21 protein-coding genes are annotated in these 21,415 nt (G+C 48.5%); 12 read left to right on the forward strand and 9 right to left on the reverse strand.

Annotated elements, in window-relative coordinates; translation table 11 throughout:
- Positions 1 to 2: 2 nt before the first annotated feature.
- Positions 3 to 1,265: a DUF819 family protein gene (locus D1627_RS00125; RefSeq protein WP_119430205.1), complete on the reverse strand. Its 1,263-nt coding sequence runs from the start codon at positions 1,263 to 1,265 to the stop codon at positions 3 to 5.
- 267 nt (positions 1,266 to 1,532) lie between these two features.
- Here D1627_RS00125 and D1627_RS00130 point away from each other — a divergent pair, with 267 nt between their 5' ends.
- Positions 1,533 to 2,582, forward strand: a complete 1,050-nt coding sequence (locus D1627_RS00130; protein WP_119430206.1) for a serine hydrolase domain-containing protein — start codon at positions 1,533 to 1,535, stop codon at positions 2,580 to 2,582.
- A gap of 193 nt (positions 2,583 to 2,775) precedes the next feature.
- On the opposite strand, the gene D1627_RS00135 is transcribed toward D1627_RS00130, so the two are convergent.
- From D1627_RS00135 to D1627_RS00150, 4 genes are all read right to left on the reverse strand, one after another.
- Positions 2,776 to 3,954, reverse strand: a complete 1,179-nt coding sequence (locus tag D1627_RS00135; RefSeq protein ID WP_119431044.1) for a C40 family peptidase — start codon at positions 3,952 to 3,954, stop codon at positions 2,776 to 2,778.
- A gap of 86 nt (positions 3,955 to 4,040) precedes the next feature.
- Positions 4,041 to 5,129: an aminotransferase class I/II-fold pyridoxal phosphate-dependent enzyme gene (locus D1627_RS00140; protein WP_119430207.1), complete on the reverse strand. Its 1,089-nt coding sequence runs from the start codon at positions 5,127 to 5,129 to the stop codon at positions 4,041 to 4,043.
- A 2-nt stretch (positions 5,130 to 5,131) separates the two neighbouring features.
- Positions 5,132 to 6,145 (reverse strand): dipeptide epimerase, encoded by a 1,014-nt coding sequence (locus D1627_RS00145; RefSeq protein ID WP_119430208.1) that lies wholly within the window; start codon positions 6,143 to 6,145, stop codon positions 5,132 to 5,134.
- 65 nt (positions 6,146 to 6,210) lie between these two features.
- Positions 6,211 to 7,488, reverse strand: coding sequence for a D-alanyl-D-alanine carboxypeptidase (locus tag D1627_RS00150; protein ID WP_233555450.1), 1,278 nt, complete (start codon positions 7,486 to 7,488; stop codon positions 6,211 to 6,213).
- A 447-nt stretch (positions 7,489 to 7,935) separates the two neighbouring features.
- Between D1627_RS00150 and D1627_RS00155 the strand changes: the two genes are divergently transcribed.
- Together D1627_RS00155 and D1627_RS00160 are read left to right on the forward strand one after the other, a co-directional pair.
- The gene (locus D1627_RS00155) at positions 7,936 to 11,130 is read left to right on the forward strand and encodes a SusC/RagA family TonB-linked outer membrane protein (RefSeq protein ID WP_119430210.1); all 3,195 of its coding nucleotides are present in this window, start codon (positions 7,936 to 7,938) and stop codon (positions 11,128 to 11,130) included.
- A 12-nt stretch (positions 11,131 to 11,142) separates the two neighbouring features.
- Positions 11,143 to 12,546 carry a SusD/RagB family nutrient-binding outer membrane lipoprotein gene (locus tag D1627_RS00160; protein ID WP_119430211.1) on the forward strand — a complete coding sequence of 468 codons (1,404 nt, stop codon included), beginning with the start codon at positions 11,143 to 11,145 and terminating at the stop codon, positions 12,544 to 12,546.
- A gap of 131 nt (positions 12,547 to 12,677) precedes the next feature.
- Here D1627_RS00160 and D1627_RS18405 read toward each other — a convergent pair whose 3' ends face one another.
- From D1627_RS18405 to D1627_RS18660, 4 genes are all read right to left on the reverse strand, one after another.
- On the reverse strand, positions 12,678 to 12,884 hold the full coding sequence (locus D1627_RS18405) for a glycoside hydrolase family 9 protein (RefSeq protein ID WP_233555451.1): 207 nt from the start codon (positions 12,882 to 12,884) through the stop codon (positions 12,678 to 12,680).
- A gap of 67 nt (positions 12,885 to 12,951) precedes the next feature.
- Positions 12,952 to 13,146 (reverse strand): hypothetical protein, encoded by a 195-nt coding sequence (locus tag D1627_RS18410; protein WP_199688345.1) that lies wholly within the window; start codon positions 13,144 to 13,146, stop codon positions 12,952 to 12,954.
- Between the two features lie 16 nt (positions 13,147 to 13,162).
- Positions 13,163 to 13,408 carry a hypothetical protein gene (locus D1627_RS18415; RefSeq protein WP_199688346.1) on the reverse strand — a complete coding sequence of 82 codons (246 nt, stop codon included), beginning with the start codon at positions 13,406 to 13,408 and terminating at the stop codon, positions 13,163 to 13,165.
- A gap of 129 nt (positions 13,409 to 13,537) precedes the next feature.
- Positions 13,538 to 13,630, reverse strand: a complete 93-nt coding sequence (locus tag D1627_RS18660) for a hypothetical protein (protein ID WP_119431045.1) — start codon at positions 13,628 to 13,630, stop codon at positions 13,538 to 13,540.
- A 258-nt stretch (positions 13,631 to 13,888) separates the two neighbouring features.
- Here D1627_RS18660 and D1627_RS00175 point away from each other — a divergent pair, with 258 nt between their 5' ends.
- The 9 genes from D1627_RS00175 to D1627_RS00215 all read left to right on the forward strand — a co-directional run bounded on the left by D1627_RS00175 (position 13,889) and on the right by D1627_RS00215 (position 21,261).
- Positions 13,889 to 15,139: an ROK family transcriptional regulator gene (locus tag D1627_RS00175; RefSeq protein ID WP_119430212.1), complete on the forward strand. Its 1,251-nt coding sequence runs from the start codon at positions 13,889 to 13,891 to the stop codon at positions 15,137 to 15,139.
- A gap of 37 nt (positions 15,140 to 15,176) precedes the next feature.
- Positions 15,177 to 17,141, forward strand: a complete 1,965-nt coding sequence (gene nagB, locus D1627_RS00180; RefSeq protein ID WP_119430213.1) for a glucosamine-6-phosphate deaminase — start codon at positions 15,177 to 15,179, stop codon at positions 17,139 to 17,141.
- A 233-nt stretch (positions 17,142 to 17,374) separates the two neighbouring features.
- Positions 17,375 to 17,884: a hypothetical protein gene (locus D1627_RS00185; RefSeq protein ID WP_119430214.1), complete on the forward strand. Its 510-nt coding sequence runs from the start codon at positions 17,375 to 17,377 to the stop codon at positions 17,882 to 17,884.
- A 10-nt stretch (positions 17,885 to 17,894) separates the two neighbouring features.
- Positions 17,895 to 18,074 carry a hypothetical protein gene (locus D1627_RS18240; protein WP_147383146.1) on the forward strand — a complete coding sequence of 60 codons (180 nt, stop codon included), beginning with the start codon at positions 17,895 to 17,897 and terminating at the stop codon, positions 18,072 to 18,074.
- Positions 18,075 to 18,213: 139 nt separating this feature from the next.
- Positions 18,214 to 19,281: a DUF5700 domain-containing putative Zn-dependent protease gene (locus D1627_RS00195; protein WP_119430216.1), complete on the forward strand. Its 1,068-nt coding sequence runs from the start codon at positions 18,214 to 18,216 to the stop codon at positions 19,279 to 19,281.
- Between the two features lie 80 nt (positions 19,282 to 19,361).
- The gene (locus D1627_RS00200) at positions 19,362 to 19,871 is read left to right on the forward strand and encodes a hypothetical protein (protein ID WP_119430217.1); all 510 of its coding nucleotides are present in this window, start codon (positions 19,362 to 19,364) and stop codon (positions 19,869 to 19,871) included.
- A 165-nt stretch (positions 19,872 to 20,036) separates the two neighbouring features.
- Positions 20,037 to 20,282 (forward strand): AbrB/MazE/SpoVT family DNA-binding domain-containing protein, encoded by a 246-nt coding sequence (locus D1627_RS00205; RefSeq protein WP_089320658.1) that lies wholly within the window; start codon positions 20,037 to 20,039, stop codon positions 20,280 to 20,282.
- Complete coding sequence (locus tag D1627_RS00210) at positions 20,273 to 20,596, forward strand: type II toxin-antitoxin system PemK/MazF family toxin (RefSeq protein WP_119430218.1); 324 nt, start codon at positions 20,273 to 20,275, stop codon at positions 20,594 to 20,596. Before D1627_RS00205 ends, D1627_RS00210 begins: the two co-directional genes overlap by 10 nt.
- A 290-nt stretch (positions 20,597 to 20,886) precedes the next feature.
- Positions 20,887 to 21,261 (forward strand): hypothetical protein, encoded by a 375-nt coding sequence (locus D1627_RS00215; RefSeq protein WP_119430219.1) that lies wholly within the window; start codon positions 20,887 to 20,889, stop codon positions 21,259 to 21,261.
- Positions 21,262 to 21,415 lie beyond the last annotated feature (154 nt).

Raw genomic sequence — 21,415 nt, forward strand, 5'->3', positions numbered from 1 at the left:
GCCTATCCTGCCAGCATGTTCCAGACGGCTTGCAGCATAAGGCCGCATAGGTAGGCTCCATAGGTACCCACGGCATAGCCCAAAACAGCCAGCAGCACGCCCACGGGAGCCAGGTACTTGTTAAACGCCACTGCCACAATAGGAGCAGAGGCCGCCCCACCGATGTTGGCCTGGCTGCCCACAGCCACATAAAAGAACGGCGCCCGGATGATACGCGCTACCACTAACATGATCAGGATGTGGAACATAATCCAGAAGGCGCCCACCAAGAATAGTTTTGGGTTATCCAGCACAGCTGCCAGGTCCATGCTCATACCGATAGTGGCCACCAGGAAGTATAAAAACACGGTTCCGAAACGCGATGCTCCGTAGCTTTCCAGCTCGCGGGCTTTGGTGAAGGAAAGTGCGAGCCCTGCTGTGGTAGCAATAATTACAAGCCAGAAAAAGCCGCTGGTAATAGAGTATGCGTCTAAGGCCGGGTAGTTCTCGGCAAAGTATGGCGCAATGATATCTGCGAAAAAATGGGAGAATCCTGTAAAGCCAAAGGCCACGCCCAGCACAATCATGGTGCTGGTTGCTGTCGGGATCATGCGTTTGCCAGCCTGCAAGCCTTCCAGTCTTTCCTCCAGCTCGCGTATCGGGCGGCTGTCGGCTCCAAGCAGCTTGTCAATTTTCTCAGGCTTCTGCGACCAATACAGCAAAAAACCCATCCACACGTTGGCTACAAGCACATCCACGGCAATCATTTGCCCGAAGGCTTCCTTGCTTGCGCCAAACACTTCGAGCATGGCCGCCTGGTTTGCGCCGCCGCCAATCCAGCTGCCTGAGATGGTGGATAGCCCTTTCCATACTTCGTCGGTGCCCGTGTACAGCACATCCGGGAACACTGAGCCTACCAGGAAGAGCGCCAGCGGCCCACCCAGCATCACGCCCACCGTACCGGCAAAGAACATGATCACGGCTTTGCTGCCTAGCATCCGCAGCGATTTAAAATCAATGCTCAAAGTTAAAAGTATAAGCGAAGCCGGCAGGAAAAAGCGCGAAGCCACAAAGTATAGCTGCGAGGTTTCGCCGGAGATAATGTTAAACGTATTCAGCAAAGCTGGCAAAAAGTAACACAGCAGCACCGACGGCACTACTTTGTAAAAGCGGAGCCAGTAACGGTTGGTGCTGGCAGATGTCTGGAATACGATGGCCAGGATGACGAGCAGGATGCCCAGCACCACAGCCTCATTCGTGATCAGCGGTGCGCTAGATTCGTTCATGGGTTAATTTCGTGTTTGATCGTTTGGGTAATATATGGCTTTCGGACAAACCGATGTGTACCAGGTATAGAAACGCAGGGACACAAAGCTGCCTAAGCCCGGAAACTTTAAAGTTAGAACTACGGCGGCCCAAAGCCAACACCCTGTTGCCAAAACATATCGTTTTTTTCAGATTTTTGTGCTAAGGGGTATTGTTGCTCTGGTCTTTCAGGCTTAATTTATACTTTTAAGCACAAATCCACACTTTTACCCAAACACGTATACTCCATGCCAACGCTGGAAAACGCCTTGCACCACCTGCTGCACAAGCACTATAATGCTCAAACCCCAGGCGCTATGGTATGCATTGCCCGGTATGGTGCCATACTTTTTGAGGGAGGCGCAGGTGCGGCAAACCTGGAAACAGGGGCGCCCATCACATCGGAAACCACTTTCAGGCTGGCCTCTGTATCGAAGCAGTTCACGGCTATGTGTGTGCATCTGCTGGCGCAGCATGGGCAACTACAGCTGCACGACCAACTCAGCGCTTACTTCCCTGAGCTGGCGCATTTCGGCGACATCAGGCTATCTAACTTGCTAAACCATACTTCGGGCCTGCCAGATTTTGAGGAAGTTATACCTTCCAGCCAAACCGAGCAACTCACCGACGAAGATGTACTTCACCTTACATCAAAGCAAACCCATGTGTTCTTCCCTGCCGGGGCACGGTATCGTTACAGCAACACAGCCTACGTGCTGCTTGGCCTTTTGGTAGAGCGTGTTTCGGGAAGTGATTACGCTGATTTTCTACAGGATAATATCTTTCGCCCGCTGCAAATGCATAGCACCCGCTTCTATTCTAAAGATGCCAGCATTCAAAATCGGGCAACGGGTTATACCTGGGATGCACATCAAGGCATTATACTTACAGACCAAAATATCGGGACGGCCACGCGTGGCGACGGCTGTATTTATACTTCTGCCCAGGATTATCTTAAATGGCATATAGCCCTATCAAACCTGAATCTATTTAACATAAATAAAGCAATAAAAGATAATTGTGCTTTGGTTGAGCAGCATAAACCCTGGGGCTATAGTATGGGGTGGTTTATTTCTGATTGCAACAGCTATAATCCTGAGCTTTACCACAGCGGCGACACCTCAGGTTTTACTAACCTGATTATCCGGCTGCCTTACAAAGATACTCTGGTGGCATGCTTCTCTAACATTGCTAATAATCAGCATTTTTTGAATGAGCTGCTGGATACCTTACAGCAATTCCCGGAGTTCTTCCCTAGCTCTGAGCTGGTAAGTGCGCTACCGCGCCTGACGCGGTAAACTTGGCAGTTTATCATCAGGCAGCAAAACTCAGACACGACTTTAAGCTATCTAGTAATCTAAGAGTAATGGTTACGCTTTCAGAAAGAGCTTTAAACAATGGCCTAATTCGGCAAAGTATATATAATAGGGCCTAAAACAAACGAGGCGCCCTGCTGAGCGCCTCGTTTTATACTTCTTGTCTTTATTATACTTACTGATACAAAGCCGTTTTTCGGAGATCAACCACAGCATCATCCGGGGTTATTCGCTTGGCTCTCAGGAAACGGTTCAGCTCTGACTCGTCAAAGTTTTCAGCCTTCGGGTTCATGCTGCTGATGCGCACACGTCCGGCCGAATGGATGAACTCCTGGTTTCCGCCAATCCACATGCCTACGTGCACCACACGCTCCGATTTACCGTCCTTGGCTGGCACACCAAAGAAAAGCAGATCACCGGGCTGCATGTTATCCCATCCGTTAGCGGTATTAACCAGTTCGCCAATGTTAACCTGCTGCGAGGCATCACGAGGAAGCACCAAACCATTCATGAAGTATACGGTTTTGGTAAACCCACTGCAATCCACGCCTTTAAACGAAGTGCCACCCCATAAGTATGGCAGGCCTAACAGCTGCTTGCTGGTGGCCACCAGGTTGTTTCCATCAGGCTTGCGGCTGGACAGCCAGGCAGCATACGGCACAGCATCAGCGGCAGGTACAAAACCCGTTCTTCCATCCGGAAATCCTACTTCAAAATAATTTGCAGATGTGTTTTTGAGCGCAAGCACATCGCCATACACTAAATCCGATACGGTGCCTGCAGTTGCAGCTGCCTTGTCATGCGCAAAACCATAGGGTTTGGTGTAAAGCAATTTTGGGCTCTGCTGCCACTCATCGAAAGCAGCCTTGTCCATAAGCGTCACGCCGCTGGCATCTACCCAAGCCAGGTACTTATCCGGTGTTTGCACCAGGTACCAGCCGCCTTTCTTTTTGTAAACCTGCACAGGCGTACCCATGGTGGCTTGCGTGGCGAGCTCTGCGGGATGTTTGGGCTCGGAGCGCAGGTTGGCCACCGATATCGTAATTACGCCATAATTCCTGCCTTCCAGCGTTGCCTCGGGCAAAACCTGAATGCTATCCACATAGTTGATATTTGCCGCTTTAAGCTTTTGAAGCAACTCTTGCTTGGCTGCTGGTATGTTTGTTTCGCCGGTTAGCACTGCCCCATTTTGGCTTACATTGAACAAAGCCACGCGTTTATCGGGGGCATACTGCTGGCGAACTGTTTCGATGTGCGGCTCCATGGTTGAGGCCGTTGTGCTGGCAGACTCCTTCCCGGTGGAGCAGGCCATCAGGAAGCCCAGGGCAAGTATAAGTAAGTTCTTTTTCATCATGTGTTTATCCGGCGGCAACCCGCTTTCATAGTTTATCAGGTTAGAAAATATTTTAAAGTATAAACAGCGGCACAAATACCAACTGCCTATTTTACGACAATTTCAAGTTCAAATTGGTTTATAGCAGCGGCTACCCTTTTCAAGTCTTCGGGCAGGTGCAGGCTGTTAATTATTACACGGGTTATCGGCTCACTGGCTGCCGTTGGATACCGGAAGCTTGAAATAAGTATGCCGCGTTGATGCAGAAAATCTGCCAGCTGCTGGTACCTAGTGCTGAAAACCGGGTAACCTGGAATAAAGTCGAACATACTGGCTGCCGGCCCTAGCTCACTTAGAAACAATCTAATGTTTGCAACGAGTTGCTGCCGGGCTGCCTGCACTAATTCATCGGCCTTTAAGTATGCTTGCAAGTACGCCGGAATGGCCGGTGAGGCCCCTCCAAAGTATGAGCTGGCCTTCACCTGTTCTGCTCGTTGCCGTGAGCAAAGTATAAACCCAGCCGGAATGCCAAGCGCCTTCCCGAAAGAACTCACTACCAATAACTCCACATTTTTATACTTGCTGAGCTCTTTATAAATCCCTGCGCCTCCTGAACCGCACACGCCAAAGCCATGCGAATCGTCTAGGATAAGTATAACATGCTTACTGGCAGGCAAATGCGCCACCCAGTCAAACGAATACGCTTGGGCATGTAGCGGGTCCAGGGCATTGCATACAAGTATAAACCGCTCAGCAGTAGCCGTAAACACTCGTTCCAGCGTTTGCGCAACCCAGGTTTCGAAACTGATTGGGGCATTTGCCTGCGCAGCAGCCTCATCGGTTAGCCACAGTGCCGGGTGTGCGCAGGGCGCGTACAAAAAACGCCCTTCCGTACGCAAAGCATGCACCAGCGTTTGCCCAGCCAGAAACCCCGACGACATGGTTAAGGCCGCCTCTGCCCCTGTTTGCGCCGCCAGCTTTTCCTCTGCTGCGTCGTAGACGCGCAGTTGCAAGTTAGACCTCCGCGAGCTGGAATAGTTAGTGCCATAGCGCCGCATCCCTTGCTGCACCAACTCCTGAAAAGCAGGATTGCAGGCCATCCCGAGGTACGATGTGCCCGAACAGTAAAGGAATTCCTTACCATCCAGCAGCACGGTGCGCCCCGGCAGGTGATCGGTATAGGCGGCTTTGCTCATGCTTATGCCAGAAGCTCTGCGCCTGTTCCGTTTACTTTGCTGTAATGCACTTTTCCGAAATCGATGGTTACGCCGGAAGCAATGTCCTTGTTCAGCAGCAGGGCACCATCCATATCCACGTAATCCAGCATTGGGAGCAGCTGCGCAATGGCTGAGATCCCAACCGTAGATTCCGTCATGCAGCCTACCATTACTTTCATCCCCAGCTGCTGCGCCTCTTTTATCATTCTTCGTGCCGGCGTTAGTCCGCCGCATTTCACCAGCTTCACGTTAACGCCGTGGAAGTGGCCGTGGCATTTGGCTACGTCGCTTTCGGTAATGCAGCTTTCATCGGCAATAAGTGGCAGCACCGAGTGCCGGTAAACCTGCTTCATGCCTTCCATATCATCAGCGCGCATCGGTTGCTCAATAAACTCCACATTCAGTGGCTTGAGTTGCTTTGAGTTTTCGATGGTTTCCTCCACGCCCCAGGCGCAGTTGGCATCTACCCTGAATACGGCATCGGTATGTTTGCGCAGCTCTTTGATTATCGCCACATCTTCTTTGGTGCCCAGTTTAATTTTGTAAAGCGGCCATGGCATTTCCTTCAGCTTTTTAACCATGTTCTCAATGGTGTCGATGCCGATGGTATAATCCGTTAGCGGGGTATGGTCGGTGTTAAGGCCCCACATTTTGTAAAGCGGCTGCCCGTTAAGTTTGCCAAACAGGTCATTGGCAGCCATATCGAGTGCGCACAATGCAAAGGGATTATCCTGCAGATGCGGCTGCACCTGCGCCCAAAACGCTTCCGGTGAGGTCAGTTCTGCTGTTTCGATTAGCTGCCTGATGTTCTCCAGTGCGGCCGTCATGCTTTCAATCGTGAAGCCATAGTATGGGTTGCTGGTAGCCTCCCCGTAGCCTTTGTGCCCGTCCTGCTCCAACTCTACTATTAAGGTTGGCTGCACATCGCGAGAGTCGTAGGAGATGGTGAAAGTATGCTTAAGCGGTAAATCAAAAGAGCGTATGGTCAGTTTCATTTAGATAGTTTTATTTGTGAAAGTATGGCTTGTTGCTTTTATATTTAAAGTATGGCAACACGGTTTTAATACCGGTTATGTATCTCAGTGATGACGCGCACCATTTCGTTTCGGATATCCGACGTAGATGATGCGTAATTGTTGTTCATAAAGCTAAAGAGCAGCAGCTTTCCGCTCTTGGTAATTAGGTAGCCGCTCTGGTTGTGCACATGCGACAAGGTGCCGGACTTTCCGAACACGAAAGGCACATCGGCTTTATAGATATTCCGGAAAGTGCCTGGCCTGCCTCCTACGGCCAGCATCGGTAGCAATTGCTCCTTTGGCCGCTCCTCCAACAATTTTTGCAAGAGGGCAATAATGGTTCTTGGCGTAAACATGTTGGAGCTGGATAAACCAGAACCATCAATCCAAACAGGCTCATCCGGCAAATCCGTAAGATAATTTTTTTTCACATGATCAATGGCCCGTTCAATAGAAAGCGTGTCGGACAGTGTACCGGAGCAAAGTGCCATCAGCTGCTCGGCCATCAGGTTATCGCTTACCTGCAGCATACGTTTGTACACCGAGTCGGCAGGCAAGCCATAAAACACCTTTCCATTTTCAGGCAGAGGCCTTTTCAGCCACTCTACTGGTCGCTTTAGGGTATCAGCCAGTAACTTTACCACCGTTTCGGGGGAGGTGATGAACGGTACTTCGGTCGAGAATTTTGAAGAAGCCTCTTTTGGGTGAAATGCAATGTCGTTGTTTCGCCAGGCCCGCACAAAGGCATCGCCATTGCGCTGGCTTGCCGTATCCTGGCTTACCCTGGCCTTAAAGTATGAAGGTGTGGTGCTGTATGGGCCTTGCTCGGTACTGCGCAGGAACTTTACAATGTTGCCATGGATTGGGAACACGTTGCGCTCCGGCTGGTAATAGTAACTATAGTCATCCCAGCCCCAGTTGGTGGCAAAGGGCGTGCTGGCGAAAGGAGCATCTATGTAGTATAGTTTTTTTTCGGGGCGGTTCTTCAGGAAATTATAGGCGAGGCTGTTTTTCAGGTCCATGTGCGTAAACGTAGGGTCGCCGGTACCCCAAAAAATCAGGGAGTCGCCGTGGCTCACATACTTTAGCGCCGGTATAGAATCTCCGAGCATTTTAAGGCACGCATAAAACGTAAAGAGCTTGGTGTTAGACGCCGGCACAAAATACTTATCGGCATTATACTCCACCAGCATCTCTCCTGCCTCGGGGTCGTAGAGGGCAAACCCAATAAAGCGGTTGATATTTTGCTCAGAGGTTTTAACCTCCTGCATAATCTGAGAGGGCCCGAAAAGCTCAGGGGCTGTTGTGGCTGTGCCGGGCATTTTACTGGAGCTGCTACAAGCTAATGTGAAAAGCAGACAGGATAGCATAACCCATCTGAGCTGTGGCGCAATTAGGTGCATAGGTTTCGAGACATTAGATTGAAGACATTAAGTACGTGAAAAGCAATATATATTCAAAGTCTTTGTTGCAACCTCTTTCATGCTTGGTCAGAAATAAGCCTGATATTTTATTCTATTAGCTAATTAAATACTGCAAAAGTTAGCCATGACAATAGCTCGACTTTAAACGCTAAATTTAATTATTTGTACATTAATTTGTATATTTACTTACACTTTTTAGAAGTATACGTAAGCACGTTTATCTATACCTAATTGATGTAATCACATTGGTGTTTTGCGTTTATTTCACTTAATGCTTTCATAAGTATTTGATTTACCATATATTACCCTAACTAATCACATTCTTTAACCAAACCTAACGCAATTATGAGAAAAAACTACTTATCTCTCCTTTTGCTGCTGGTGGCTTGTTGCTGCGGAACCGCGTTTGCTCAGCAGCTAACCATTAGTGGTAAGGTAACAGGAGCCGAAGACAACTTTGCGCTACCCGGTGTTAGCGTAATTGTAAAGGGAACCACAACCGGCGTAACAACGGGCGCCGATGGTATGTACCAGATCAACGTGCCCAATGCAGAGGCAACGCTATTATTCAGATTTTTGGGTTATGCGCCTAAGGAAGTACAGGTCGGAAACCAGAACGTTATTAACGTGCAGCTAAATGCCGATAATAAACAGCTGCAGGAAGTGGTTGTAACAGCACTTGGCATTGAGCGCAGCGAGCGCTCGCTGGGTTATGCCACGCAACAGGTCGAGGGCGAAAACCTAACCCTTACTAAAGAGCAAAATGTAATCGGCTCGCTGGCCGGTAAGGTGGCCGGCGTGCAGATCACGGGATCGTCTGGAGCCAGCATGGGCGGCACTCAGAAAATTAAGATCCGCGGCGTAAACTCACTCAACGGCGAGGACGAGCCGCTGATTGTTGTAGACGGCACGCCAATATCTAACGCAAATTTTGCTGAAAGCGCTGGCGTAGACTACGGAAACCTTGCCCAGGACATCAACCCGGAAGACGTTGAGTCTATTAACGTGCTGAAAGGCCCGGCTGCCTCGGCCCTGTATGGTATCCGTGGCCAGTACGGCGTTATCATGATCACTACCAAAAAAGGCTCAAGGGGCCAGAAAAACATCACGGTGCAGCTCAATTCTGCCGTATCGGTAGAGCGTGTGGGCAACCTTATGCCTTACCAAAACATGTATGGCGGCGGCTCAAGCCAAACCTGGCGCACACTCGCTAACGGCGAAAAATATGTGGATATGCAGGTAGACGAAAGCTGGGGGCCAAAGATGGACGGCACCATGGTGCGCCAGATTTTCAGCTTTTACCCCCAAGACCCTGAGTATGGCAAGCTAACCCCTTTTGTTCCGCACCCGGATAATATCAAAGATTATTACGAAACCGGCTACAATATCAATAACGGGGTTACGATTAGCGGCGGCAACGAGGGCACCAACTTCCGCCTGAGCCTGAACGACACCCGCATAGAGGGTGTGGAACCCAACACATGGCTCGATAGAAACAACCTGGGCTTGAGCCTGGGCACCGACATTGCAAAGAACCTGACTGCCACCGCCAATCTTACCTATGCCTATACCAATGCACAACGCCCGGGCCAGGGGTCCGAAGACGGCTCCCGCTACCTGGGCCAGTGGTTTCAGCGCAGCCTGGACCTGAAGCGCCTGGAAAACTACCAGTACCCCGACGGAACCTACCTGCACTGGAACCTCAGGAGATCTTACGCCAGTTCCGGAACGCTTTCAAACTTCACCCCGCTTTACTGGAACAACCCATACTTCGAAGCGTACGAGAACACCTCGAACGACCGCCGCGACAGGCTGTTTGGCAACGTTGGTTTAAGTTACACAGTGCTTGAGGGCTTAAAAGTAAGCGGTTTTATCCGCTCCGATATGTATACCCAGAGTATCGAATCCAGAACAGCATTTGGAGGCAAAGATCTTCCACGCTATTATGTTGGCAAGTTCCAGAACCGCGAATTTAACTACGAGTTTTTAGGCCAGTATAACAAAACCTTTGGTGATTTCTCGCTTAATGCCAACGTAGGTGCTAACCTCTTCGACAGAAGATATACTTACCTTTCCCAAAACACCGAAGGCGGTTTAACTGCGGAAGGTTTTTATAACATCGATGCGTCTATAGACAGGCCAACTACTAACTCTTACTTATTACGCAAGGAGTTGCGCAGCATGTATGCCATGGCCTCTGTGGGTTATAAGGACACTTATTTTATAGATGCTTCCATCCGAAACGATAGATCCTCGGCCCTGCCAAAAAACAACAACTCTTATTGGTACCCTTCTGTATCAGCCAGCATGGTCTTCAGTGAGTTGATAGGCTGGACACCGCTGTCGTTTGGTAAAGTAAGGGTGAGCTATGCCCAGGCCGGATCTGACCTGGATGTTTACAGCACCTCGGCCACCTACCAGGTAGGCACCGTGTATTCCGGCCCTCAAACCGTAAATACACTCTATGTGCCGGATGTACTCAATAACCCGGACATCAAGCCTTCCTTCGCGCACTCGTACGAGGCCGGCCTGGACCTAAGGTTCCTGAACGGCAGGTTAGGGTTAGATCTAACGTATTATAAGCAACGCAACAAGAACCAGATCATCGAACTGGATGTGTCGGGCACCAGCGGCTATAGTTCTGCGATCATCAACGCGGGTCTTATCGAGAATAAGGGTATTGAGGCCGTGCTTTCGGCCACACCTGTGCAGACAGAAAACTTCTCCTGGAACAGCGTATTTAACCTGAGCCGTAACCGGAACAAAATTGTAGAGCTTTACCCGGGTGTAGACGTGCTTACGCATGGTACAGCATACTACTCTAGTACGTACAGTTACCTCAACTCCTATAGTGGCAAGGCTTACGGCAGCCTGATTGGCCAGGCATACCAGCGCGATGAGGCAACCGGCAAGATACTGCTAGACAGCAACAACCTGCCATTGTACACCAGCGCCACGCACGATTTCGGCACTGTGCTGCCAGACATGACAGGCGGTATGCAGAACACCTTTAACTACAAGAACTTCAGCCTTTCTGCCATGATCGATTACCAGGTGGGCGGGCAGTTCTTCAGTCGCTCTAAGATGCTTGCTGTGCGCACCGGCCTCGACCCGCTTACCGTTGAGATGAACGACAATGGCAAAAACGTACGCGACCCTTTGAGTGAGGGCGGCGGCGTGAAAGTAGAGGGAATCTCTGCAGAGACAGGCGCGGAAGTTACCGCCTACGTGGACCCGCAGCGTTACTACGGTGTGGCTGCGCGCAGAATTTACGAGGACTGGCTCTATGATGCAAGCTATGTTAAGTTGCGCGAGGCAAGACTGGGCTATACCTTTAGCAAATCTGAGATGAGCTGGTTGCCTGTTAAAAGCGCCAACCTGGCTATCATTGCCCGCAACCCGCTCATGATCTGGCAAGATGCCCCGAAAGGACTGGACCCATCAGAACTATCCACCGGTAGCCAGGCAATAGGCTGGTACGAGTCTGGCCAGTTGCCAACGGTACGTTCTTACGGCATCAACCTAAATGTTACGTTTTAAGCTGAAGTGCATATGAAAAAGCTATTTTATATACTTATCGCCTGTTTCTTCCTCGCCAGCTGCGATGATTTTGATGAGGACATCAATGTTAACCCTAATAGGCCAAGCGATGCTACGGCCATGCAACTGATAGGTAATTCGCAGCTTTCGCTGCCTGGCCTGAGCTCATCGCCAAATGGTGAGTTTTTGGCGCAATACCTCTCTGAAACACAATATGTAAACGCTTCGCTGTACCCGGTAACAAGCACAAGTTTTTACTCGCTGTACCAAGGCCCACTCATGAACCTGGAGTATGTGCTGACGCGCCCTGAACTAGTGAAGGAGAAAGATGGGCCGGCGGCAAACCAGTTGGCTGTGGCCAAGATCATGAAGGCATACTATTTCTGGCATATTACCGACCGTTGGGGCGATGTTCCTTTTGCAGAAGCGCTGCAGGGCACCGAAAACCTGACGCCGAAATATGATACCCAGGAAGCGATTTACAATGCCATGTTTGCCCTGCTGAAGGAGGCTAACAGCCAAATTGTGGCTGGGAGCATCAGCGGCGACATTATGTATAACGGCGACATGGAGAAATGGCGCAAACTGGCGAACACGCTGCGCATGCTCATGGCCTTGCGCCTGTCGGAGGTTAACGCCGCCAAGGCGCAGGAAGAGTTTAACCAGGCGCTTTCTGCCGGCATAATGGCTTCTAACGCTGATAACTTCATCTTTAAGCACCAGGCCAACGCCGATAACCAGAACTATTGGTATGGCCAAATCGATCCTAACGGGCTAGGTAGAGAGTGGTGGGCGCTCAGTCAGACATTGGTTGAAAACATGAAGCCATATAATGATCCGCGCCTGCCAGTGTACGGCAACCCGACCCGTGCCACCGGCGAATATGTAGGTCTGCCTTCCGGTGAAACCAAAGACATGGATACAGAAAAGTATTCTTTGCTTGGTAACGCCATCTGGAAGCAGGATGCGCCGGTATACCTGGTAACCTATGCCGAGGCGCTTTTTGCAAAAGCAGAAGCGGCTAAACGTGGCTGGATAAGCGGCGGAGAGACTGAGGCCGAGGCAAACTACACCATGGCTATCCGCCAATCAATGGCGCAGTGGGTAGGCAATGCCGCTGCCGCAGATGCTTTTCTGATGGAGCCCGGTATTGCCTACACTCCGGCCAATGGCCTGGAGCAGATTGCCACGCAGCGTTGGGTGCACCTGTTTATGCACGGTTACGAAGCCTGGGCTGAGTGGCGCAGAACCGGCTACCCGGATAACCTGATCGCTCCAAACGGTGTGAATGTGCCTACACGCCAGATTTACGTGGAAACCGAGAAGTTTAACAACACCGAGAACTACAATGAGGCTGTACAACGCCAGTTCGGTGGCGATGACGGACTTTACGGTAAGCTTTGGTGGGATAAATAATTAACCCGAAACAGTATAATACAAGAGCCGCTCCTGATTCTATTGGGAGCGGCTTTTATGTTTAAGGCTGCGCAAGTGGTTATAAATGGCAAGTATACTTTGAGTTTCGCAACAGGAGTCTGGTTTTGATGCTAAGGATTTTGAGACTGCTTCTTGCCTTCTTGCTGCAACGCGGATAGTATGTAGGTCAGGCTGGCGGTGCCGTCCATGGTTGGCTCGTTGGTAGAGTAATCGCCGAAGTCATCGTGGTGTACAACCAGCTCTGATTGAAATTCTTTATACTCATCCGGCTTATACAGCTTAATTCCTTTGAGGTTATTGTAGATACTGCCGTACACGGGCCCCTCCACCAATCCGCCATCCAGACGGTAACCATTTAGCAGGGTAAGCGAGGAGTGCGGAAACTCAGGGTAATGGCCGTTTTTCAGGTAGCCTCACAATCATACTTGTGCCACAGGGGTTAGCACCTAACAGCCACTCGCGGAGGCTGGCTTCTATAACGGCATAGGTCTCATCGCCGGTGAGTTGGCTGTATAAATGGCTTTGCGTAAGTATGGCAGCAACCAGGTTGTTGGAACAGCAGATAAAGGGCACGCCCATCTGAAAGGCATTATTTTTACCGCGTTGGTATACGCCCTCCAGGCCCTATTTCAGGTAAGCCACATATTTCTCCCGGTCTGTTGCACTGCTTTTTTGCAAGGTAGTAGTGGCCCAGGTTCAGGAAAGGGTACCACTGGTAATGCCTTGCCGTGTCGGCACCCATCCAGGGGGTAACAGGCTCCTTGTTAGCGAAAGCGGCTGCCTGCTCTAAGTATAAATCCTTGCCCTTAAACCTGGCAAGCTGTGTGGCCGCCAGTTCCATATCGTCTGTCCAATTATCCTCCTCGTAAAAGTATGGCGCGCCGTTTGGGTAAACGCAGCATAGGTGCCATACTCAGTTTTATCAACCTTTGCCTTATAAACAACCTTGCCGGTGGAGGCATTGCGTAACTTAAACGTTCGTGTCGGTTTTTTTACTTTGGTTCGATGCCCATACGCCAGCTTTTATACATTGGGGCAGGTAGCCTAGTTGGTTAATCCTTATCCAAGAGTTTTAGGCAAGCACGGCATGCATACTTAGCGCAAATAGCAAGAAGGCAATACTGAGTTTTCGCATGGCTTTCGTTATGTTTATAAGGCGTAATGGATAATAGTATAAAGATGGATAATCTTAGGCAAGCAACCGAACCTTTTTCCTCTTTTTAAAGTTATCACGCTTAACTTTATTAAAATATTTTAGTAAAGTATTTTGGTTAACTAAATTATTTTGGCATAATTGCCATCACAGAATTACACTTAGTGCATGAGCACCTTAACTACACATACAGACCATCTGGAAACGCTCAACAATGTTGAGAAAAAGAAATTTTTACAAAAAGTAAAGATTGTCAGACACTTATATGTAAAAGGTGCCCGCACCAACGCCGATATTTGCTCTCGCTTCAACATCAGCTCCCCCACTTCTATGGGATTATTAGGTGAGCTTATCTCTGAGGGACTGGTGGAGAAGCAGGGGCTCGGCATATCGGTGGGCGGCCGCAAGCCAGACCTGTACGGCCTTCGCAACAACTCGCTGTTTGTGCTAAGCGTTGAGATGGACCGGTTTAGCACGCGCATGGTGATCATGGATAACAACAACAACCAGATCACGCCTATACAGACATATACTTATACATTACCGGAAGACCTGAGCGGCCTGAACGAGCTTTGCTCCAAAGCGCAGGAGCACATAGACGCTTCCGGGATAGATCAAAAGAAACTAGTGGGTATTGGCGTAAGTATGCCGGGCCTGGTAGCCAACAAAGAAGGTAATAACCATACCTACCTCCGCACCGATTTGCTGGAGGAATCGCTGGAGCAGCTGATGGAGCAAAAACTGGGCAAGCCGGTTTTTATCCAGAACGACGTAAAAAGCGCCGCCCTGGCCGAGCTCAGATTTGGCCAGGCGAAAGGCAAGCAGGATGTACTGGTTCTCTCCATGGACTGGGGTATTGGTACGGGCGTGATTATGGATGGCCGCTTGCGCGGAGGCGCACTTGGCTTTGCCGGTGAGTTTGGCCACATTCCCCTGATCGAGGACGGTGTCCTTTGCCACTGCGGCAAACGCGGCTGCCTGGAAACGGTAGCCTCCGGGGTATCGCTTACAAACATTGCCCGCGAAAGTATAAAAGCCGGCCAGAAATCATTGCTCAGCAAACTTACCGAAGAGGAGCTGGAAAAACTTGAGCCGCAACTGCTGATAGATGCAGCACATAGCGGCGACCAGTTTGCCATAAACATGCTATCCGAAACCGGAAAGCACCTGGGCAAAGGCATTGCCATACTTATCCAGTTGTTTAACCCTGAGCTGATCATACTTGGCGGCAAGATTGCCGAAGCCAAACAATTTATCACCACGCCCATACAGCAGGCCATAAACACCTATTGCATGGCGCAGCTCCGGGAGTCGACCAGCATTGCGCTGTCTACGCTGGGGCCAAACGCAAGTATGCTTGGCGCCGCAGCAACCGTGCTCGAGAACATACTGGAACAGCAGTTGGAGCAGGCCAGGTAAACAGAAAACACGCAGATTAAGAAAGTATATACGCAGCATGCAACTACTTAACAATAACGTGGCTTATAACCCACAAAGCACTATGCCCAGATTAAATCTCCTGGAGGAGACCCGTTTTGAGAAACTTCCGGTTAGCGTTTACCCTGACCAGCACATCGCTTCTGTGTCGGTGGCAAAGCGTATTGCAGACTTAATCCGTGATAAGCAAAGCAAGGGGCAGCCTGCCGTTCTTGGCTTGGCAACCGGTGCCTCACCGGTTGGCGTGTACGCCGAGCTGGTACGCATGCACCGCGAAGAAGGCCTTAGCTTCCGCAACGTAATCACCTTTAACCTGGACGAGTACTACCCGATGCAACCCGATGCGGTGCAGAGCTACGTAACGTTCATGAACGAGAACCTCTTCGATCACATCGATATCGAAAAGGCGAACGTGCACATCCCGGATGGCACGCTGCCGAAAGAGGAAATACACGCTTTCTGCCTGAACTATGAGCGCCAGATTGAAGAGCTTGGCGGCCTTGACCTGCAGATTCTGGGTATTGGCCGTACGGGACACATCGGTTTTAACGAGCCGGGTTCCGCGCCAAACTCCGGTACGCGCCTGGTTACCCTCGATGACCTGACACGCCGCGATGCTGCCCGCGATTTTGGTGGCAAGGAGAACGTTCCGACCAAGGCCATCACCATGGGCATCGGCACGATCTTTAAAGCGCGTGAAATTATCCTGATGGCCTGGAGCCAGAAGAAAGCACCGATCATTAAGAAGGCCGTAGAAGGCGAAATGTCGAGCGAGGTGCCTGCCACGTACCTGCAGCTCTCTAACAGCGTGGAGTTTGTGCTGGACGAGGATGCCGCTTCGGAGTTGACTCGCTTTAACACGCCATGGCTGGTAAAGGATTGCATCTGGGATAGCCAACTGACAAAGAAAGCCGTTATCTGGCTCTCGCAGAAACTGGGCAAGCCTATACTTAAGCTGACCGAGGAAGACTATAACAACCACGGCATGGCGCAGCTGGCTACAGAGTTTGGCCCTGCTTACAACATCAACATCGATATCTTTAACAAGATACAGCATACAATTACCGGCTGGCCTGGTGGCAAGCCAAACGCCGACGACACGCAACGCCCTGAGCGCGCCGAGCCGGCTCAAAAACGCGTGGTTATCTTCTCCCCTCACCCGGACGATGACGTGATCTCGATGGGTGGTACGTTTATCCGGTTGGTAGACCAAGGGCACGATGTGCACGTGGCTTACCAGACCTCCGGTAACACTGCCGTTTGGGACGATGATGTGCTGCGCTATGTGGAGTTCGCCATCGACTTTAACAAGAGCATTGGGGCGGATACCAGCAAACTTCAGCAGATCTACGACGACATGCGCGGCTTTATAGAAGAGAAGCAGCCAAACCAGGTAGACACACAGGAGATCCTGAACGTGAAAGGCTTTATCCGGAAGAGTGAGGCTTACGCCGGAGCGCGTTACGCCGGCCTTGAGGATGATAACATACATTTTATGGCGCTGCCGTTCTACGAAACCGGCAAGCGCAAGAAAAACTCGGTAACCGACAAGGATGTTGAGCTGACCATGGAGCTGCTGCAGAAGGTTAAGCCGCAGCAGGTTTTTGCAGCCGGCGACTTTGCTGACCCGCATGGTACGCACATTGTTTGCTTCCGCATTATTGTAGAGGCACTGCAGCGCCTGCAGCAAACCGAGGACTGGGTAAAAGACTGCTGGCTGTGGATGTACCGCGGCGCGTGGCACGAGTTTGAGACCCACGAAATCGAAATGGCCGTTCCGCTTTCGCCGCAGGAGGTTATCCGTAAGCGCGATGCCATTTTCAAGCACCAATCACAGAAAGACAGACCGGTTTTCCCGGGCGACGATGCACGCGAGTTTTGGGTACGTGCAGAGGAGCGCAACCGCGAAACCGCTGAAAATTATCATAACCTGGGCCTCGCAGACTATGAGGCCATGGAGGCATTCGTGCGTTACAATTTCTAAACCATCCTTTCTCTAGGACACACACATAGGATTATCAACGAGTTTAGAACCACGAAAAAAGCCCGCTCAGTTTCTGAGCGGGCTTTTCTGTTATAGCACTTTTAAGTATAAATACGGGCTTTAAGTATGGCAGATTATGGTAACTTGGAGTGTGCAGTTCCGGTTATCGGCTGTATTTGACTAATAACCGGAATAACTCCTTATATACCATAGTTGTGGTGCATTTGAAAAAAATGACGTTTAAGAAGTATATATCGACAGTGTTAAATGGAATTTTCATTCTGACAACTCTACTTTTTGCCCTTGACGGACTAACTTCATTTGAAATCAAAAGCCAGGCGATAAAGTCATTTACATATTTTGGAATTATTGTATTGACTCCTCTGACTTTGATTTGGAATCTATGGACTTTTAAAACAGGAAAATGGAAAATAATAGGCTCGACAATTCCGACATTGACCATAATTGGAATTTTAATAATCGGACATTTAAAAATTGCGTTTTCATCATCCGCTTGGAGAACTCAAAAGGTAATTTATCAAAACGGACATTTGGACTTTAAGAAAGTTGAATTTCAAATGCAAGATGTTGGAGCCTTAGGATACAACAAGAGAATTGTAGAAGTAATTTATTTGACTGACCTGTTTATGATAGTTAGTCCCGTAGAAAAGGACATTGATGACAGAGTTGAATGGGTAAAAGTTGATAAAGAAGTAAATGAACTCGGACTGAAGTTTCTATAAAATTAATAGTATGTCAAGAAGCCATCACGTAACACGGAAAGACTTAAAGGGATTTTCAAAAAAAGAAATTGATGAAATGGTTAATGACCCTGATTCATTACTTAATCAATTGGCAGATAAGCGAAAAACAAAAAAGGAAGTTAAAGAAGAAAGAAAAAATAATAAAAACGCACCACAACAAAGCATATAGCTTATGGCGGGTGAACGGCTGCCAGCAAGGTTCGCGCTCCGTAGCCAGCTTTGGTTTCGGTGGACAGAAAAGTGCTTCGAAACCGCCACAAGCCATATGCAAACCGTTAGCAGGAATAACTAAAATTAATTAACTATACATGAAAACACTCTTTACCCTTATTCTCTTACTCACATGTGGCCATTTCATACAAGCACAAACCATAGATGCAACAGCCGCAGTCCGCTACTTTGAACTAACCGACAGCCTTCGCCAGGGAAAGCCATTTAGCGATGATTTATGGAAAAGCTTTCTAAGCCTAGAAGGTAACGCTCAATACATCCAGAACCAAGCATATAATGAGAAGTACCTGAACCGTTTCCGGAAAGACCTTGAAGTGGTGTATATGCCGCAGCACGACAGCATCCTACTCGAACGCCTGAAAGACCCTCGGCAGCACTATAATACTTATCTAATACACTTTTACAAAGCCAACGAACCACAGTTGCGTGAGTACCTGCAAAACATACTGGCCGATAAGGATGCATACTTGGCTTCGCTATATGCCGAAACATATACCATGTTGCCTAAGCGGATGCACCGTACCAAACCAGAAGCTACTTTATACTTTAATGCCTTAGGCAACGACGCGCTGGCAAACAAAGGTAATGTGGTGCTCACGCTGTGGGCGACTTATATGTATGACAAAGTGAAGTATGGCATATTAGGTGGCCACGAACTTCACCACCTTGTATGGCAAATGAAAAAATATGATGTGAAAGAGAAAGATAAAAGCCTTCTCCTGATGTTGGGACTGCTGCTAAACGAAGGTGCTCCTGACCTAATTGACAAACACTATACTATGGCGGAAAGCATGCCCGAAGATATGAAGTTTGGCAGTTACATGCTGCAACTTGGCGAAGCGCAGATGCCAAAAGTGGACGAAGCCATAAGGTACATAGCATCAGGCACCAAAACTTATACAAGCCAGGAAATTAAGCAGCAGGTAATTGGAATGAGCGGGCATATACCAGGTTTTTATATGGCTGATGTGATTGAGCGTAACGGCCTAAAGAAAAAGCTAATCACCAACATTGACAATCCTTTTGAGTTCGTTTACCTCTATAACAAGGCCGCAAAAAAAGACAAGGCAAAACCTTTCCTTTTCTCAAATGAAGCCATTACTTACCTTAAGAAAGTAGAGTCAAGCGCAAGTGTAAAGAACTAATCCTGCTAACACGGCACAGGCTCCATTCTCGGCTACGCCTCGTTCGCAGCCTGTACAATCCGTTAGCGTGCATTGGAATCATGAATGAACAACAAGAGATAGAAGAACTGTTTTCGATGTTTCACGACTTTGAGATAAAGAGCGTGAGCAAATACAGGGAAACTTTGGCCTTAGAAATTGTGATTCCTTGGGGGCAGGTATGGACTCCTCCCGTGTTGGAATACCAAATAAAAGTTGAGCTGTTGGGGTGTAGAAATTTACTGTGTGAGTACTTTGTGTTCAAAGACGATGAAGCCAACAAGTCGAAGCCTATTGCACTTCGGGAAACAGAGAAAAGGACAACAAGCGACCCACAGACAATGGAGAAGTTGGGGCTTGATGTTCAAAGCTATACCTATACTCAACCAGAGACTTATGTGCTTCATTGCAACAGTTCGAAAGAAATTGCTGGTGGAGAGTTGACTTTAACAGCAACAGATTACCGAATTTCTAATAGTAATGGTGAACCTCTAACACTTGACCATCTGAAGCAATGGGCTACTGAATGGTGGGGCAGGATTAAGGAAATGTGGGATGAGCAGAAAAAATAAAGAACAACGTAACGCCGATAAAGCACATGTGTAAAGCTGCGGCTACGTCTTGCTCACCTCATGTACCAACACGTTGTTGTTACCTATCATAGTAATCTATAGAACTTTGTCTTGTAAACAACCGTTAATGTAATAACTTTGTAATTACATTTAATAAAAAGTGCTATGGAAGTATCAATCATTCAAATAGGCAATTCCAAAGGACTACGGTTGACTAAGTCCATTCTAGACAGGTATAACATCAAGGATAAAGTTGAGCTAATACTGGAAAAGGGGCAGATTATTTTAAAGCCAGTTGAGCATCCAAGGAAAGGCTGGGACAAAGCCTTCAGGAAAATGCACGAGAACGGTGATGACCAGCTTTTACTGGATGATGTGTTTGGTGATGAAAGCTTTGATGAATGGAAATAAGCCAGTATGAGATAGTCCTGGTCAATCTGGACCCTACTGTTGGAAGTGAGATACAGAAAACAAGGCCATGTATCGTGATATCCCCCGATGAGATTAATCACAACCTAAGAACAGTAGTTATCGCGCCGATGACCACCAAGAGCCGTAGCTATCCTACTCGTGTGAAAGTGAAGCACAACAATCAAGTGGGGTGGGTCGTGATCGACCAGATAAGGACTATTGACAAAGTCCGCATTGTTAAAGTGCTAGGAATTCTGAACCCTTCAGAAATAGCTTCCTGCAAAAGTGTGATAAAAGAAACATTCGTGGACTAACAAAGAACGACGATAGGTAACCCGGTGCAGCCGTAACCCCTCGCTAAGCTGCGGGCTGCGGCTGCACTAATCCGTTAAGAGACATATTATTATGAGAGCAAGCTTTATAACTTTTACGGTAATATTAACAGGAGCATTTGTTCGCTGGACCATTAAGGGATTTAAGGGCAAATTTGATGATGTAATGAGTAGACCATATGAATCATCAAGAAGGTATGATATGAACTTCTTCGTGGGTTCGTTGATAATCCTATCAATTCTCTTCCTTTTTTCAAAGCTCTATTAAGCCTATGCCCGCTATTTTTCTGCTTTCTGCTTCGAATCGGGATGTTATCCAACTCTTTTTCTTTATTGTTTTCATTGTGTTAATTTATTTATTCTATGCAGCAATTAGAGTCGCTGGAGTAAGTGTATTGAAATACCTTTCAGCAGATGTAAGTGATCCTGTAAAGTATTTGACGTTGGTCGTTCACTTGCTCAGTTCTTTAATAAGTTCATTACTGTTGCCTAATAATGTTTTAGTAACTTTCTCACTCTTTAACAACCTGTATCGCAATGGAATATGGGTACCGATTTCAATTCTTGTGCTTCTTTTCCTTCACTTGATAATTGTTGGATGGGCTTTTAGTGCTTTTTTTCTGTTGGTTGATAAATTGAAGGCATAGCTTTTAAGAGAAGAAAGTGTATGTGTACAGGTAAGCAAAATGAGTCTGGAGTGTCTGAGCCACAAATACAAAATATAGAAGTAGAATTACAGCCTCCTAACCACGTATATGCTTCAGCTACGCCTAGCACATCGTCTACACCAATCCGTTAGGC

It is taken from the genome of Pontibacter oryzae (assembly GCF_003576375.1).
GTDB lineage: Bacteria > Bacteroidota > Bacteroidia > Cytophagales > Hymenobacteraceae > Pontibacter > Pontibacter oryzae.

Excerpts from the sequence above, each read along its gene's own strand:
- D1627_RS00125 (WP_119430205.1), bottom strand. The coding sequence starts at position 1,265 with ATGAACGAATCTAGCGCACCGCTGATCACGAATGAGGCTGTGGTGCTG.
- D1627_RS00130 (WP_119430206.1), top strand. The coding sequence starts at position 1,533 with ATGCCAACGCTGGAAAACGCCTTGCACCACCTGCTGCACAAGCACTAT.
- D1627_RS00135 (WP_119431044.1), bottom strand. The coding sequence starts at position 3,954 with ATGATGAAAAAGAACTTACTTATACTTGCCCTGGGCTTCCTGATGGCC.
- D1627_RS00140 (WP_119430207.1), bottom strand. The coding sequence starts at position 5,129 with ATGAGCAAAGCCGCCTATACCGATCACCTGCCGGGGCGCACCGTGCTG.
- D1627_RS00145 (WP_119430208.1), bottom strand. The coding sequence starts at position 6,145 with ATGAAACTGACCATACGCTCTTTTGATTTACCGCTTAAGCATACTTTC.
- D1627_RS00150 (WP_233555450.1), bottom strand. The coding sequence starts at position 7,488 with ATGCCCGGCACAGCCACAACAGCCCCTGAGCTTTTCGGGCCCTCTCAG.
- D1627_RS00155 (WP_119430210.1), top strand. The coding sequence starts at position 7,936 with ATGAGAAAAAACTACTTATCTCTCCTTTTGCTGCTGGTGGCTTGTTGC.
- D1627_RS00160 (WP_119430211.1), top strand. The coding sequence starts at position 11,143 with ATGAAAAAGCTATTTTATATACTTATCGCCTGTTTCTTCCTCGCCAGC.
- D1627_RS18410 (WP_199688345.1), bottom strand. The coding sequence starts at position 13,146 with ATGGGCGTGCCCTTTATCTGCTGTTCCAACAACCTGGTTGCTGCCATA.
- D1627_RS18415 (WP_199688346.1), bottom strand. The coding sequence starts at position 13,408 with ATGGAACTGGCGGCCACACAGCTTGCCAGGTTTAAGGGCAAGGATTTA.
- D1627_RS00175 (WP_119430212.1), top strand. The coding sequence starts at position 13,889 with ATGAGCACCTTAACTACACATACAGACCATCTGGAAACGCTCAACAAT.
- nagB (WP_119430213.1), top strand. The coding sequence starts at position 15,177 with ATGCAACTACTTAACAATAACGTGGCTTATAACCCACAAAGCACTATG.
- D1627_RS00185 (WP_119430214.1), top strand. The coding sequence starts at position 17,375 with ATGACGTTTAAGAAGTATATATCGACAGTGTTAAATGGAATTTTCATT.
- D1627_RS18240 (WP_147383146.1), top strand. The coding sequence starts at position 17,895 with ATGTCAAGAAGCCATCACGTAACACGGAAAGACTTAAAGGGATTTTCA.
- D1627_RS00195 (WP_119430216.1), top strand. The coding sequence starts at position 18,214 with ATGAAAACACTCTTTACCCTTATTCTCTTACTCACATGTGGCCATTTC.
- D1627_RS00200 (WP_119430217.1), top strand. The coding sequence starts at position 19,362 with ATGAATGAACAACAAGAGATAGAAGAACTGTTTTCGATGTTTCACGAC.
- D1627_RS00205 (WP_089320658.1), top strand. The coding sequence starts at position 20,037 with ATGGAAGTATCAATCATTCAAATAGGCAATTCCAAAGGACTACGGTTG.
- D1627_RS00210 (WP_119430218.1), top strand. The coding sequence starts at position 20,273 with ATGGAAATAAGCCAGTATGAGATAGTCCTGGTCAATCTGGACCCTACT.
- D1627_RS00215 (WP_119430219.1), top strand. The coding sequence starts at position 20,887 with ATGCCCGCTATTTTTCTGCTTTCTGCTTCGAATCGGGATGTTATCCAA.